The sequence below is a fragment of the Bradyrhizobium sp. cf659 genome (assembly GCF_900113725.1).
In the GTDB taxonomy this organism is placed as follows: Bacteria; Pseudomonadota; Alphaproteobacteria; order Rhizobiales; family Xanthobacteraceae; genus Bradyrhizobium.
In genome coordinates this window covers 1-13,029 of the sequence record NZ_FOQJ01000003.1, presented here as the reverse complement: position 1 = coordinate 13,029, position 13,029 = coordinate 1, and the positions used below count along the sequence as shown (strand labels likewise).

Sequence of the window (13,029 nt, the reverse complement as noted above, 5' to 3'; positions counted from 1 at the left end):
ACGTAGCGGAGGCGGTTAAATCAGCCTGAATCCACGGGAAAGTGAAACTATTCGCCGGCCGAGAGCAGCGAGCCGTTCTTTCTGGCGCTGCGCAAAAGGGCAAGGAATGCCCCAAAAGATGCAACCAGGAGGCCCGCATTGATGGCCAGCGCCTCCAGCATCAGGTCGGTACGGAAGGTGTTCTCGATCAGCAGCGCCCGCATCCCCTCGAACACATAGGTCGGCGGCAGCGTCCAGGCGACGACTTGCAGCCAGCCCGGCAGCACGCTGACGGGATAGTAGATGCAGGCGAGCGGCATGATCGCGAACATCAGGGTCCAGACGATGCTCTCGGCGCCAAGACCGTTTCGCAGCACGAGCCCCGAGACGAAGATGCCGACCGACCAGCTGGTGAAGATCAGATTGCAGAAGAACGCGATCAGCGGCAGGCCGAGGCTGTAGACGTTGAAGTGAAACAGGAACAGCGCGAGCAGCGTCATCGGGATCACGCCGATCGCGAGCCGGATCAGGCTCATGATCATCAGCGACAGCAGAAACTCGATCGGCCTCAAGGGGCTCATCATGAGGTTGCCGAGGTTGCGCGCCCACATCTCCTCCAGGAAGGAGATGGAGAAGCCGAGCTGTCCCCGGAACAGGATGTCCCAGAGGATGACGGCGCCGATCAGCGTGCCGCCGGCGCGCGCGAAGAAATTGGCGTTTTGCGCGATGTAGAGCTGGAGAAAGCCCCAGGTGATGACCTGGAGCGCCGGCCAGTAGAGCAGCTCGAGCAGCCGCGGCCAGGACGACATCAACAGGTACCAATAGCGCAGGATCATCGCGCCGATGCGCTGCATGGAGATACCGCGGTGAAGGGAAAGCTCGGTCATCGGCGCAACCCGTAGCCCGGATGAGCGCAGCGACATCCGGGACTTTGCCGGCGGCGTTCCCGGGTATCGCGGAGCCTGTCATCGGGCGGCGCTTCGCGCCGACCCGTTGGCTCACCCGGGCTACGGCCGAAACATGGGGGCTTGCTCATCGCGCCGCCTCCTGAGCTCCGTTCACCCGGCCGCGGGCGACGTCGAGGAACACCTCCTCCAGCGTGGTGCGGTTGTAGCGGGCCATGATGGCCTCCGGCGTGTCGTCGTCCTCGATGCGGCCGCGCTTCATGATGATGACGCGGTCGCAGAGACGCTCGACCTCGAGCATGTTGTGCGAGGCCAGCAGGACGGTGGCGTTGTTCTCCTTGCGATAGCGCTCCAGATGGCCTCGCACCCAATCGGCGGTGTCAGGGTCGAGCGAGGCGGTCGGCTCGTCCAGGAGCAGCAGCTCGGGCTGGTTGATCAGCGCCTTCGCCAGCGCGACGCGGGTCTTCTGGCCGGCGGAGAGCTTGCCGTTGGCGCGATCGATGAAATCGGTGAGGTCGAGATCGTCGGCGAGCCTGGCGATGCGGTCGGCGAGATTCTTCACCGCATAGAGCTTGCCAAAGATGGTGAGGTTCTGACGCACCGTGAGGCGCATCGGCATGTCGACATAGGGGCTCTCGAAATTCATCCGCCCCAGCACGGAAGCGCTCTCCTCGGGCATCCGATGACCGAGCACCTGCACGCGACCGGAGGTCGGCAGCACCAGGCCCATGATCATCGCGATGGTCGTGGTCTTGCCGGCGCCGTTGCCGCCGAGCAGCCCGGTGATGCTGCCGCGCGGCAGCGAAAACGAGATGTCGTCGACGGCGCGGGTCTGCTTGTAGACCTTGACGAGGTGATCGACCGCAATTGCCGCAGAGGAGCTGCGCTCCGCGACAGTCGGCGGACTTGAAGCTTTATCGTTCCCGGTCATGCTGGCCGTTCTTCTGCTATTGCAGCTGACAGCGCAAGGCTTGTAATCCGGGCGGTTCCACCCGCCGCGCGTTTGTGACCAGAAGGCACCGCCACATTGGCCGACATGACCGAAATCGCCGCTTCCGACTTTCGTCCCGCGCAGCGGCATATCCGCCTGGACACCATCCTGCGGCTGCGCTGGCTCGCGGTGCTGGGCCAGCTCGCCGCGATCTTCATCGTGGCGCAGGGGCTGGAGTTCAATGTCGAGATCGTCCCCTGCGTCAGCATCATCGCCCTGTCGGCCGCGCTCAATCTGGCGCTCCAGACCGTCTCCAATCCGCTGCAGCGGCTGGAGCCGATGCAGGCGGCCGGACTGCTTGCGCTGAACATCGTGGAGCTGGCCGGACTGTTGTTCTTCACCGGCGGGCTCCAGAACCCGTTCTCGTTCCTGTTCCTCGCGCCGGTGCTGATCTCGGCGACCGCGCTGCCGGCCCGCTACACCTTCGGGCTCGGCGTGCTGGCCGTCGCCTGCGCCTCGGTGCTGTTCTTCTTTCATCTGCCGCTGCCCTGGGATTCCGACGATCCGCTGGTGCTGCCGCCGATCTATCTCGTCGGCGTCTGGCTCTCGATCGTGCTCGCGATCGGGGTCACCAGCCTCTACTCGTTCCAGGTGACCGAGGAGGCGCGCAAGCTTGCCGATGCGCTGGCCGCGACCGAGCTGGTGCTGACGCGCGAGCAGCATCTGACCCAGCTCGACGGCCTCGCTGCCGCGGCCGCGCACGAGCTCGGCACGCCGCTTGCGACGATCTTCCTGATCTCGCGCGAGCTGGAAAAGACGGTGAAGGACCCGAGCTTTGCCGCCGATCTGAAGACCCTGCGCGAACAGACCCAGCGTTGCCGCGACATCCTCAGCAAGATCACCCAGCTCTCCTCCACCGGTGCGCCGTTCGACCGCATGAAGCTGTCGGAGCTGATCGAGGAGGTGGTGGCCCCGCACCGCGATTTCGGCGTCGACATCAAGGTGCGGATCGCGGTGGCCGCCTTCGCCGAGCCGGTCGGCTCGCGCAACCCGGCGATCCTCTACGGCGTCGGCAACATCGTCGAGAACGCGGTCGATTTCGCCCGTACCACCGTCGAGGTGAACGCGTGGTGGAACAATGACACGATCGAACTCCTGATCTCCGACGACGGCCCCGGCATTCCGCCGGATATCCTCAACCGGATCGGCGAGCCCTATCTGTCGCGGCGGCGCACCCAGGATGACGCCGGCGGCGAACGGCGCGGGCTCGGATTGGGCGTGTTCATCGCGCGTACCCTGCTCGAACGTACCGGCGCCAAGGTCTCGTTTACCAACCGGATCTTCCCGGAACACGGAGCGGTGGTCCAGATCACGTGGCCGCGACAGCGTTTTGAGGCTATCGAGACGCTTGAAGAAACAATAGGATAGGGCGCGACCTTGCGTCGCACAAACGGCCCGATCGACTATTGGCGGCCTTGGCGCCGGCCGATTGCGAGGCCATATGTGGACACGCAGGAGAGAGGACCAAACCTTGAACGCCATCGCCGAACTGAACGATCAGACCGACCGCTCGCTTCTCATCGTGGAGGACGACAAGCCGTTTCTGGAGCGGCTGTCGCGCGCCATGGAGACCCGCGGGTTTGCGGTGACGTCGTGTGACACCGTCTCGGACGGTCTTGCGCAGATCGGCAAGGCGGCGCCGGCCTTCGCCGTGGTCGACTTGCGACTCGGCGACGGCAACGGCCTCGACGTGGTCTCGGCGCTGAAGAAGAAGCGCCCGGATGCACGCGCGATCGTGCTGACCGGCTATGGCAACATCGCCACCGCGGTGACAGCGGTGAAGATGGGCGCGATCGATTATCTCTCCAAGCCCGCGGATGCCGACGACGTCGTCGCCGCGCTGCTGTCGACCAGCGCAGAGAAATCCGAGCTGCCGACCAACCCGATGTCCGCCGACCGCGTCCGCTGGGAACACATCCAGCGCATCTACGAGATGTGCAACCGCAACGTCTCGGAAACGGCGCGGCGGCTGAACATGCACCGCCGCACGTTGCAGCGGATTTTGGCCAAGCGCGCGCCAAGGTAAGTTCGGCAATCACCTATCTCTCACCGTCACCCTGAGGTGCTCGTCTTGCAAAGCAAGGCGAGCCTCGAAGGGCGACGGCCCCACTGCGTTCCGGCCGTTCATCCTTCGAGGCTCCCCACCCCGCGCTTTGCGCGGCATGGCTCGCACCTCAGGATGACGGAGAGGCAGTGTCCGCTTTCGTGCTACTCCCAGAAATCCGCGTGTCCCTGCGGATCGACCAGACGGTTGATCCGCAGCGCCGCCGCCATCGCAAAGCGCACCGTCATCTGCTTGCGCGTGGCGGCCGCGATCTTGTGCTCGGGCGCCTCGCAATGCAGGTGCGCGCCGTAGGCGTCGGCGATGATCAGGCCGGTGTCTTGCGGGAAGATCTCGCACGGCAGGTCCTGCGTGAAGGCGAAGAACAGCCGGTCGCAATGGGCGCGGTACTCGTGCCATTTCTGATCGGCGCGCAAATCTTCCACCGACGACTTGATCTCGACGATCCAGATCTCGCCGCGCTCGTTCAGCGCCACCAGATCGGCGCGCCGGCCCGAGGGCAGCGGCAATTCGCTGATGCAGGAGAAACCAAGCGAGCGCAGCAGCCGCGCCGTGCCGCGCGCGATCGCCAGCGCCGTCTCCGACTGGCGGCGATCCGGCGGCGGCACGAGAGCGATGTTGCGGGCGCTGCTGTCCATGGGGCGAGTTTAGCCGATTCCATTCTCAGTGTCGTCCCGGCGCAGGCCGGGACCCATACCCACAGGGAGACGTTTGACGAAGACTTGTGGTGGGCCAATCCGCGGTACGAATACCGCGATCCACCGATAGATCACGCGGTATGGGTCCCGGCCTGCGCCGGGACGACGGTTAGGCGGGCGGCTGCACCAACACCCCTTCATTCCCCCGCAAATCCAGCACGCCCTCCAGCCGCTCGCCCTCGCGATCCAGAAACGTCGACAGCAGGATCTCGCTGCCGAAGCGGATCGCGCTGGTGGTGACGGCGATCGGGTCGGGACCGAGATTGAGCGCCACGATCACCGCCCTGCCCTCGGCCTCACGGCGGTAGATCAAGAGATCGCCCTGCGCAGCGATCGGATGATAGCTGCCCGCCACCAGGGGTGGGCTGCTCTTTCGCAGCACGATGAGCCGCTTGTACAGGCTGAGGATCGAGCGCGTGTCGGCTTCGAGATTGACCACGTTCTCGTGGATATGATCCTCGGGCAGCGGCAGCCACGGCCGGACGTCCGAGAAGCCGGCGAAGTTCGAGGAATCCCACTGCATCGGCGTGCGACAGCCGTCGCGGCCGACGCCGATGCCGGGCACGTTCTTCTCGAAGGGATCGCGGATGTCCTCGGGCGCGATCGCGAGCTGATGCATGCCGATCTCGTCGCCGTAATAGAGCGTCGGCGTGCCGCGCAATGTCAGCAGCAGCATGGCGGCGACGCGGGCCTGCTCCGGCCCGACGCGGCTTGCCACGCGCGGACGGTCGTGATTGCCGAGCACCCAGTTCGGCCAGGCGCCTTTCGGCAGCGCCCTCTCGTAATCGTCGATGATGTTCTCGATCGAGCGCGCGCTCCAGAAGGTCGAGAGCAGCGCGAAGTTGAACGGCATCTGCGCGCCGGTGAGGTCGTTGCCGTAATAGGCCATCAGCCGGTGCAGCGGCAGATAGATCTCGCCGATCAGCACGCGGGCGCGATACGCATCGGTGACGCGCCGCATCTCGGCGATGACGCCATGCACCTCCGGCTGATCGGTGGAATATTGTGTCATGATCCTTTCGTGCGCCGGCCGGCCCTCGACATAATGCGGGTTCGGCGGATTGTCGCGGAATTCGGCGTCCTTGATCAGGTGCCAGATCACGTCGACGCGAAAGCCGTCGACGCCCTTCTCCAGCCAGAACCGCATCACGTCGTAGATCGCGGCGCGGACGTCCGGGTTGCGCCAGTTGAGGTCCGGCTGCTGGGCGAGGAAGGCGTGGTAGTAATATTGACCTGTCGTCTCGTCGAACTGCCACGCGCTGCCGCCGAACTCGGACACCCAGTTGTTCGGCACGCCGCCATCGGGTGCCGGATCGCGCCAGACGTACCAGTCACGCCTGGGATTGTCGCGCGAGGACCGGCTCTCGACAAACCAGGGATGCTGGTCGGAGGTGTGGTTGGGCACGAGGTCGAGGATCAGCTTCAGACCGTTCTCGTGCGCGGCAGTGAGCAGCGCGTCGAAATCCGACATCGTGCCGAACAGCGGATCGATGCCGGTATAGTCGGAGATGTCGTAGCCGAAATCGGCCATCGGCGAAGAGAAGATCGGCGACAGCCAGATCGCGTCGACGCCGAGCGACTTCACATAAGGCAGCCGCCGCAAGATGCCGGCGAGATCGCCGACGCCGTCACCGTCGCTGTCCTGAAACGAGCGCGGATAGACCTGATAGAAGATGCCGTCGCGCCACCAATTCCCGTCGCCCTGTGTCATGTCGGAGAACCCACCCGAAAATCTGCCTCGCGCGAGAGAACGCGGAAGCAACGCCCCCGGTTCAAACCAGCAGGCGAATTGGGACGGCCGTGTGACGGCCGAGGCGGCTGTTCCCGGGCCGGGCCACGAATCTTTTGCTTGGCGGCATGGCAAAAATCGGCATTGTGGCGCCATGACCGAGCAAAATGACACCCAAGAATCCTCGCAAGAGTCCTCGCAGGCCAAGGCCGGCGCGATCATCGTCCCCGTGACGCTGTTCGAGCAGAACTGCACCATCATCTGGGACGAGCCCGGCAAGAAGGCCGTGGTGATCGATCCCGGCGGCGACGTGCCGAAGATCCTGGACGCGATCAAGCAGACCGGCGTCACCGTGGAGAAGATCTGGCTGACCCACGGCCATATCGACCATGTCGGCGGCGCCGCGGAATTGCGCGACGCGCTGAAGGTGCCGATCGAGGGACCGCATGCCGCCGACAAATTCCTGCTCGACAATGTGGTGGAGAGCGGCGCGCGCTTCGGCATGACCGGCGTGCGCAATTTCGCGCCGGACCGCTGGTTAGAGGAGGGCGACACCGTGTCGATCGGCGGCTTGCAGTTCGACATTCTGCACTGCCCCGGCCATTCGCCCGGCAGCGTGGTGTTCTTCAACAAGGAATTACGTTTTGCCCATGTCGGCGACGTGCTGTTCGCAGGCTCGGTCGGCCGCACCGACCTGCCGGGCGGCAGTCACGCGACGCTGATCAATTCGATCAAGACCAAGCTGCTGCCGCTCGGCGACGACGTCGGCTTCATCTGCGGCCATGGCGCCGGCTCGAGCATCGGCCAGGAGCGGATGACCAATCCGTTCATCACCGGCGAGATGTGAGCGCTTATTCCGCGGCGTCTGCGAGGGCCGCGGGTTCGCTCAAGTTACGTTCGCCCCAGTCGCGGATCGCGGCGACCACAGGCACGAAACTCTTGCCCTTGCGGGTGAGGCGATACTCGACCTTCGGCGGCACCTCGCCGAAATCCTTGCGGTCGATCAGGCCGCTTTGCGTCAGCGCCTTCAATTCGCGGCTGAGCACGCGCGGGGTGATCTCCGCGCTGCCTTCCGTGCCGCGCAACAGGCCGCTCCTGATCTCGCCATAGCGGCGCGGACCGTCCTTGAGGTCCCAGACGATGCGCAGCTTGTACTTGCCGCTGATCATCTTCTGAAAGGCCGCGACCGGGCAGGTGCGCGCCGGAATTGCCTTTGCCATGTCGTCTCCTCCATGCGCAGGATTCTTGTTTTGACGCGTTTTCTTTACGCGAACCGGTATCCACTTCGCTTGAAAACGCTCTGGCTGAGGATAGGAGCGACGGCGAAAAAGTCCATACTATCAATTTTGTCCATACTTGCAGGATCGCGCGCAAGGCGCAGATGATGACGCACATGACGAACAGGGAGCGTCACATGAAGCACTTCATGATCCGATACGAATTCAGGAACGGCACCACGGAGGCCTGGCACCAGGAGATCAGCCGTTTCATCAAGGCGATCGACGGCGATCCGGAACTCAAGGGACGGATCGGCTATCGTGTCCTCAAGAACCGCGACGACGGCAGCTATTTCCACCTCGCCAGCGCCGCGGACGATGCCGCGCAAAAGACGCTGCAATCGCGCGACTTCTTCAAGGCCTATCAGGAGATGACGCGAAAGGTCGCCGGCGGCGAGGTGACGGTGACGCCGATCGAATGGATCGATCAGACGGCGTAGCCTTTGCAGGAGTGACGCGACGGCGTCGCCACAAATTCCGCAGTCGTCCCGGCGAAGGCCGGGACCCATAACCCCAGGATTAAGTTTGGCGAAGACAGGTAACTACGATCTCGCGCCCAACTTTGCCCTGTGGCTATGGTTCCCGGATCGGCGCGCGCTTGAGGCGCGCTTGTCCGGGACGACGCGCCGGGGTGACAGCTACTTCATCAACCCCGCGGCGGTCAGCGCGCGCGTGATGATCTGGCCGAGGTCGAAGCCGCGGGCTTCCTCGCGCTTCGGCTCGGCCGGTTCGGCGACCGCGGCGCGGATCGAGCGGGCCAGATGCGGCGCGGGCGTCAGCGCCGGCTTCGGCGTTGCAGGTTTTGTCTCCGCCTTCTTCGCCGCGTCCGGAATCCAGCCGGTCAGGCCGAAGAACTTTGCGATGTGATAGGACGAGGAGATCCCGGCCTCGATCAGGAACGCGCCCTCGACGCCATAGCGCTGGTCGTTGTCGGCAAGGCCGAGCGGCGTGCCATGCGCCATGTCGGTGATGGCGTAGGACTCGACCAGCGTCTCGCCGTCCTTGTTCCACCAGGCCTGGCGCGGATAGCCGTCGACATTGGTCTCGGCCATCGGCACGTCGGGCAGGTCATGCAGATCGAGCCACTGCTTGACGATCTCGTTGGCATTGCCGGGATTGACGGTGCGGTCGGCGCTGCCGTGCCACACCGACATCTTCGGCCAGGGGCCGCGATAATCGGAAGCGTTGCGCACGAGATCGCCGAGCTCGCGCGCGGGACGCGCCGGCGAATGGAACATGCCGTCCAGCGCCTCGCGCAAATTCGAGGCGATGCCATAGGGCAGGCCTGCGATCACCGCGCCGGCCGCAAAGACGTCCGGATAGGTCGCGAGCATCACCGACGTCATGCCGCCGCCGGCGGAGAGGCCGGTGATGAAGACGCGCCTGGGATCGATGCGGTGCGCCTTGACCATATGCGCGATCATCTCGCGGATCGAGCGCGCCTCGCCGCTGTCGCGCGCAGTGTCTTCCGGATTGAACCAGTTGAAGCAGGTGTTGCCGTTGTTGACGCGCTGCTGCTCGGGCATCAGCAGCGCGAAGCCGTAGTGCCGTGCGAGCGTCGACCAGCCCGCGCCGAGATCATAAGCCGCTGCGGTCTGTCCGCAGCCATGCAGCACCACGACGAGCGCGCGCGGCATCTGCATCTGCGCCGGCGCGAATGCGAACATGCGAAGATTGCCGGGATTGTCGCCGAAGTCCGTGACTTCCGCCAACGGACTGGACGCATCCGCGCTGCGGCCGAAGTCGGCAAAGCGCAGACCATCCACCTTTGGCAGGCGTCTCAAGAGATCGATATTTCTGGCAAGCGACACGGCAACTCCTGGCAGGCGACTTTCAACGTCCACCCAAACCAGATAGTTGCTGCACTGCAAAATGAAAAGCGTGTGTGCTGTCAATTACCAGAAATTCACGGAGAATCCGCACGCATTAACCGCAATGCCTCAACTTCGTGCAGATGCGCGGCGCATCCACGCCAGAAATGCGGCGCAGATCATGATTAATGTCACAAACAGCGCGAGCGAGACGAGAAATCCTGCGCGCGGTGATTGCAATGATTCGATCGCGAAGAATACCGCGCCGATTGCGGCCACTCCGGCCGCATTTCCGATCTGCGCGATGGTGCCGTACATGCCGGACGCCGAGCCTGCGGCGACGGGCTTCACGCTCGAGAGCACCGCGCCGGACAACGGCGCCATCACCAGGCCCTGACCGTAGCCGAAGACGATCATGGTGAGCGCAAGCGCGATCGGCGCCGGCGCGTCGACATAGACCGCGACAAGCGCGAGCGCGGCGAGGCCGGCGATCTGAAGCGCGCATCCCTCGATCAACACCTTGGTGCCGCGATGGCGTGCCCGCGCGCCGCTGTGCCGCGAGGCCACGACGAAGGCGAGCGCAAGCGGAACGAAGGCCATGCCGGCTTCGAGCGGCGGGATCTTCAGGCCGCGCTGCATGAACAGCGTCATGACCAGATAGAACGAGAGATTGGCAAGGAAGAAAAAGAACGCGGCGCCGAGACCGCGCAGGAACGCCGCATCCGCCAGCAGCGTGAGATCGATCAGCGGCATGCCGCCGGCGCGCCCGACCGCGTGCTCGAGCTTCAGGAACACCGCAAGGATCACACCGCCGATCGCCATCACCGCCCACAGCCACGGCGCCCAGCCGACATCGTGGCCGAACAGCAGCGGACCGATCAGGCACAACAGCCCTGCGAACAGCACCACACTGCCCTTGATGTCGAGCTTTGTACCGGCCCGGCGCGGCACCGACGGCATGATGCGCCAGGCGGCAACCGCGATGACGAGGCCACAGGGCACGTTGACGAAGAACACCGAACGCCAACCGGTGCCGGCGAGATTGAGCGTAACGAGAAGCCCGCCGAGCAGGAAGCCCGCGGCGCCCGCAAGCCCCAGCACGATGCCGTAGACGGCAAAGGCGCGGTTGCGCTGGCCGTCGGTGAACAACAGATGCAGCGTCGCCAGCACCTGCGGCACCATCAGCGCGGCGGTGGCGCCCTGCGCCAGCCGCGCGATGATCAACTCCGCGCCTGACAGCGCCAGCCCGCACCACAGCGAGGTCAGGGTGAAGCCGAGCACGCCGGCCAGGAACACGTTCTTCGTGCCGTGGATGTCGCCGAGGCGGCCGCCGGTGACGACAAGCGTGGCATAGGCGATCAGATAGATCGCGATGACGGATTCGATCTGCGCCGGCGTTGCGTGCAGATCGACGGCGATGGTCGGAATGGCGACGTTGACCACGAAGGCGTCGACGCCGAACATGAACTGGGCGGCGACGACGATGGCGAGCGCCCACCAGCGGCGCGACGAATCGATCTGCTTTGTGACGGTTTGATGCATCGGCGCGCGGCCCTTCCGGAATTTATTTCGCGCAATGCTCTCAGATCGGCGTCATCCACGCGATTACCTCCGAGGTAGGACTTGCCGCCTTCTTGCCGCTTTGGCCCGATTGCTGCATGTCGGTTCCCGCTGGTCCCGCGGGGTTCGGAAGTCTTCCGATGTACGACTACGACATGGTGGTGATCGGCTCGGGCCCGTCGGGGCGCCGGGCCGCGGTGCAATGCGCCAAGCTCGGCAAGGCCGTGCTGGTGGTGGAGAAGGGCCGGCGGGTCGGCGGCGTCTCCGTCCACACCGGCACCATTCCCTCCAAGACGCTGCGCGAGACCGTGCTCAATTTGTCCGGCTGGCGCGAGCGCGGCTTCTACGGCCGCTCCTACCGGGTGAAGCAGGACATCGCGGCCAGCGACCTGATGACCCGGCTGCAGAAAACCCTCGATCACGAGGTCGAGGTTCTCGAGCATCAGTTCAGCCGCAACCTGGTGCGCACCGCCAATGGCGAGGCGCGCTTCGTCGCGCCGCATCAAGTCGAGATCACGAGCGCGATCGGCGAGGTCAAGGTGGTGTCGGCCGCCTTTATCCTGATCGCCTGCGGCACGCGCCCATTCCGGCCCGACTACGTGCCGTTCGACGGCACCACCGTGCTCGACAGCGACGAGATCATCGAGCTGCCGAAGCTGCCGCGCAGCCTTGCCGTGATCGGCGCCGGCGTGATCGGCGTCGAATATGCCACCATCTTCAGCACGCTCGACGTGCCCGTGACCCTGATCGAGCCGCGGCCGACCTTCCTCGACTTCATCGACAAGGAGTTGATCGACGAGTTCATGCATGAACTTCGCGACCGCAATGTCGCGCTGCGGCTCGGCGCCAAGGTCAATTCGATCGAGAAGAATGCGCAGGGCAACATCGTCACGCATTTGTCGGACGGGCGGCACGTCACCACGGAAATGCTGCTGTTCGCCGCCGGCCGGGTCGGCGCCACCGACCGCCTCAACCTCGAGGCCGCCGGCATCGCGGTTGACCATCGTGGCCGCATCACGGTCGACCCTGTCACCTTGCAGACCAGCGTGCCGCACATCTACGCGGCCGGCGACGTGATCGGCTTTCCGAGCCTGGCCTCGACCTCGATGGAGCAGGGCCGCGTCGCGGCCTGCCACGCGCTCGGCATGGAGCCGTTGGCACCGCCGGAGTTCTTTCCCTACGGGATCTATTCGGTGCCGGAGATCTCGACTGCCGGCCTCACCGAAGAAGAGGTGCGCACGCGCGGCATCCCCTACGAGGTCGGCATCGCCCGCTTCCGCGAGACCTCGCGCGGCCACATCATGGGGCTGAACAGCGGCATGATGAAGATGATCTTCTCCACCAAGACGCGCCGCCTGCTCGGCGTGCACATCCTCGGCGAAGGCGCCACCGAGCTGATCCATATCGGCCAGGCCGTGCTCAACCTCAAAGGCGGCATCGACTATTTCATCCAGAACACGTTCAACTATCCGACGCTGGCGGAGGCATACAAGATCGCCGGCCTCGATGCGTGGAACAGGATGACAAGGTGATTTCTCTTACCTCTCCCCGCTTGCGGGGAGAGGTCGGATCGCCTCGGCGATGCGAAGCATCGTCCGGTGCGATCCGGGGTGAGGGGGGGTACAGGTCTCACGACGATTTCATCTGCGGAGAGAGGCCCCTCACCCCGCACTCTCCCCGTAAGAACGCAGGGCTGTCCGGGGAATGATTCACTGTGTCGCGGAGCATGCCCGGTTTAACCGGCGTGAAGCAGGTACTTTCTGGTTGTCGAGACTCAGAAGGTGACCGGGCATGCGGTTTAGCGATAGCATTTTTGGAAGGCTCCTTGAACCGATCAATCGGCGGCAATTTCAGGCTGCTGTGGATCGTGTGGACGGGGATGCCTACGACAAGTCGTTCAAGAGCTGGGATCATTTGGTCGCGCTGATCTATGCGCAACTGAGCGGTCACGCCAGTTTGCGTGCCGTGGTGACGGGCTTCAACGCCAACCCTCAGCACCACTATCATCTGGGAACGG

General features: G+C 64.6%; 13 protein-coding genes. 6 read left to right on the top strand and 7 right to left on the bottom strand.

Going from position 1 to position 13,029, the window contains the following annotated elements; translation table 11 throughout:
* Positions 1 to 47 precede the first annotated feature (47 nt).
* On the bottom strand, positions 48 to 866 hold the full coding sequence (locus BM118_RS14165) for an ABC transporter permease (RefSeq protein ID WP_092186193.1): 819 nt from the start codon (positions 864 to 866) through the stop codon (positions 48 to 50).
* A 145-nt stretch (positions 867 to 1,011) separates the two neighbouring features.
* A complete protein-coding gene (locus BM118_RS14160; RefSeq protein ID WP_092186192.1) occupies positions 1,012 to 1,815 on the bottom strand; it encodes an ABC transporter ATP-binding protein in 804 nt (267 codons plus the stop codon).
* Positions 1,816 to 1,920: 105 nt separating this feature from the next.
* Between BM118_RS14160 and BM118_RS14155 the strand changes: the two genes are divergently transcribed.
* Together BM118_RS14155 and BM118_RS14150 are read left to right on the top strand one after the other, a co-directional pair.
* Positions 1,921 to 3,243, top strand: a complete 1,323-nt coding sequence (locus BM118_RS14155) for an ActS/PrrB/RegB family redox-sensitive histidine kinase (protein ID WP_092186998.1) — start codon at positions 1,921 to 1,923, stop codon at positions 3,241 to 3,243.
* A 103-nt stretch (positions 3,244 to 3,346) separates the two neighbouring features.
* Entirely contained in the window at positions 3,347 to 3,901 is a 555-nt protein-coding gene (locus BM118_RS14150) for an ActR/PrrA/RegA family redox response regulator transcription factor (protein ID WP_177234308.1), read from the top strand.
* A 182-nt stretch (positions 3,902 to 4,083) separates the two neighbouring features.
* Here the strand turns inward: BM118_RS14150 and BM118_RS14145 are convergent, their stop codons facing one another.
* On the bottom strand, positions 4,084 to 4,575 hold the full coding sequence (locus BM118_RS14145) for an MmcB family DNA repair protein (protein WP_092186190.1): 492 nt from the start codon (positions 4,573 to 4,575) through the stop codon (positions 4,084 to 4,086).
* A gap of 169 nt (positions 4,576 to 4,744) precedes the next feature.
* Positions 4,745 to 6,346 carry an alpha-amylase family glycosyl hydrolase gene (locus BM118_RS14140; RefSeq protein WP_092186189.1) on the bottom strand — a complete coding sequence of 534 codons (1,602 nt, stop codon included), beginning with the start codon at positions 6,344 to 6,346 and terminating at the stop codon, positions 4,745 to 4,747.
* A gap of 172 nt (positions 6,347 to 6,518) precedes the next feature.
* Between BM118_RS14140 and BM118_RS14135 the strand changes: the two genes are divergently transcribed.
* Positions 6,519 to 7,211, top strand: coding sequence for an MBL fold metallo-hydrolase (locus BM118_RS14135; RefSeq protein ID WP_092186188.1), 693 nt, complete (start codon positions 6,519 to 6,521; stop codon positions 7,209 to 7,211).
* Between the two features lie 4 nt (positions 7,212 to 7,215).
* Here the strand turns inward: BM118_RS14135 and BM118_RS14130 are convergent, their stop codons facing one another.
* Positions 7,216 to 7,584, bottom strand: coding sequence for a winged helix-turn-helix transcriptional regulator (locus tag BM118_RS14130; protein WP_092186187.1), 369 nt, complete (start codon positions 7,582 to 7,584; stop codon positions 7,216 to 7,218).
* A 194-nt stretch (positions 7,585 to 7,778) separates the two neighbouring features.
* Here BM118_RS14130 and BM118_RS14125 point away from each other — a divergent pair, with 194 nt between their 5' ends.
* Positions 7,779 to 8,081: a hypothetical protein gene (locus BM118_RS14125; RefSeq protein WP_244550154.1), complete on the top strand. Its 303-nt coding sequence runs from the start codon at positions 7,779 to 7,781 to the stop codon at positions 8,079 to 8,081.
* Positions 8,082 to 8,279: 198 nt separating this feature from the next.
* Here BM118_RS14125 and BM118_RS14120 read toward each other — a convergent pair whose 3' ends face one another.
* Together BM118_RS14120 and BM118_RS14115 are read right to left on the bottom strand one after the other, a co-directional pair.
* A complete protein-coding gene (locus BM118_RS14120; RefSeq protein WP_177234307.1) occupies positions 8,280 to 9,452 on the bottom strand; it encodes an extracellular catalytic domain type 1 short-chain-length polyhydroxyalkanoate depolymerase in 1,173 nt (390 codons plus the stop codon).
* Positions 9,453 to 9,581: 129 nt separating this feature from the next.
* On the bottom strand, positions 9,582 to 10,994 hold the full coding sequence (locus tag BM118_RS14115) for an MFS transporter (protein ID WP_092186184.1): 1,413 nt from the start codon (positions 10,992 to 10,994) through the stop codon (positions 9,582 to 9,584).
* Positions 10,995 to 11,152: 158 nt separating this feature from the next.
* Between BM118_RS14115 and sthA the strand changes: the two genes are divergently transcribed.
* Positions 11,153 to 12,544: a Si-specific NAD(P)(+) transhydrogenase gene (gene sthA, locus BM118_RS14110; protein WP_092186183.1), complete on the top strand. Its 1,392-nt coding sequence runs from the start codon at positions 11,153 to 11,155 to the stop codon at positions 12,542 to 12,544.
* A gap of 259 nt (positions 12,545 to 12,803) precedes the next feature.
* A partial coding sequence (locus BM118_RS14105; RefSeq protein ID WP_143099468.1) for a DUF4372 domain-containing protein occupies positions 12,804 to 13,029 on the top strand: 226 nt, incomplete at its 3' end.

Bases quoted from the DNA above. Each gene is read 5' to 3' on its own strand.
- sthA (WP_092186183.1), top strand. From the start codon at position 11,153: ATGTACGACTACGACATGGTGGTGATCGGCTCGGGCCCGTCGGGGCGC.
- BM118_RS14115 (WP_092186184.1), bottom strand. From the start codon at position 10,994: ATGCATCAAACCGTCACAAAGCAGATCGATTCGTCGCGCCGCTGGTGG.
- BM118_RS14125 (WP_244550154.1), top strand. From the start codon at position 7,779: ATGAAGCACTTCATGATCCGATACGAATTCAGGAACGGCACCACGGAG.
- BM118_RS14130 (WP_092186187.1), bottom strand. From the start codon at position 7,584: ATGGCAAAGGCAATTCCGGCGCGCACCTGCCCGGTCGCGGCCTTTCAG.
- BM118_RS14160 (WP_092186192.1), bottom strand. From the start codon at position 1,815: ATGACCGGGAACGATAAAGCTTCAAGTCCGCCGACTGTCGCGGAGCGC.
- BM118_RS14165 (WP_092186193.1), bottom strand. From the start codon at position 866: ATGACCGAGCTTTCCCTTCACCGCGGTATCTCCATGCAGCGCATCGGC.
- BM118_RS14145 (WP_092186190.1), bottom strand. From the start codon at position 4,575: ATGGACAGCAGCGCCCGCAACATCGCTCTCGTGCCGCCGCCGGATCGC.
- BM118_RS14140 (WP_092186189.1), bottom strand. From the start codon at position 6,346: ATGACACAGGGCGACGGGAATTGGTGGCGCGACGGCATCTTCTATCAG.
- BM118_RS14135 (WP_092186188.1), top strand. From the start codon at position 6,519: ATGACCGAGCAAAATGACACCCAAGAATCCTCGCAAGAGTCCTCGCAG.
- BM118_RS14155 (WP_092186998.1), top strand. From the start codon at position 1,921: ATGACCGAAATCGCCGCTTCCGACTTTCGTCCCGCGCAGCGGCATATC.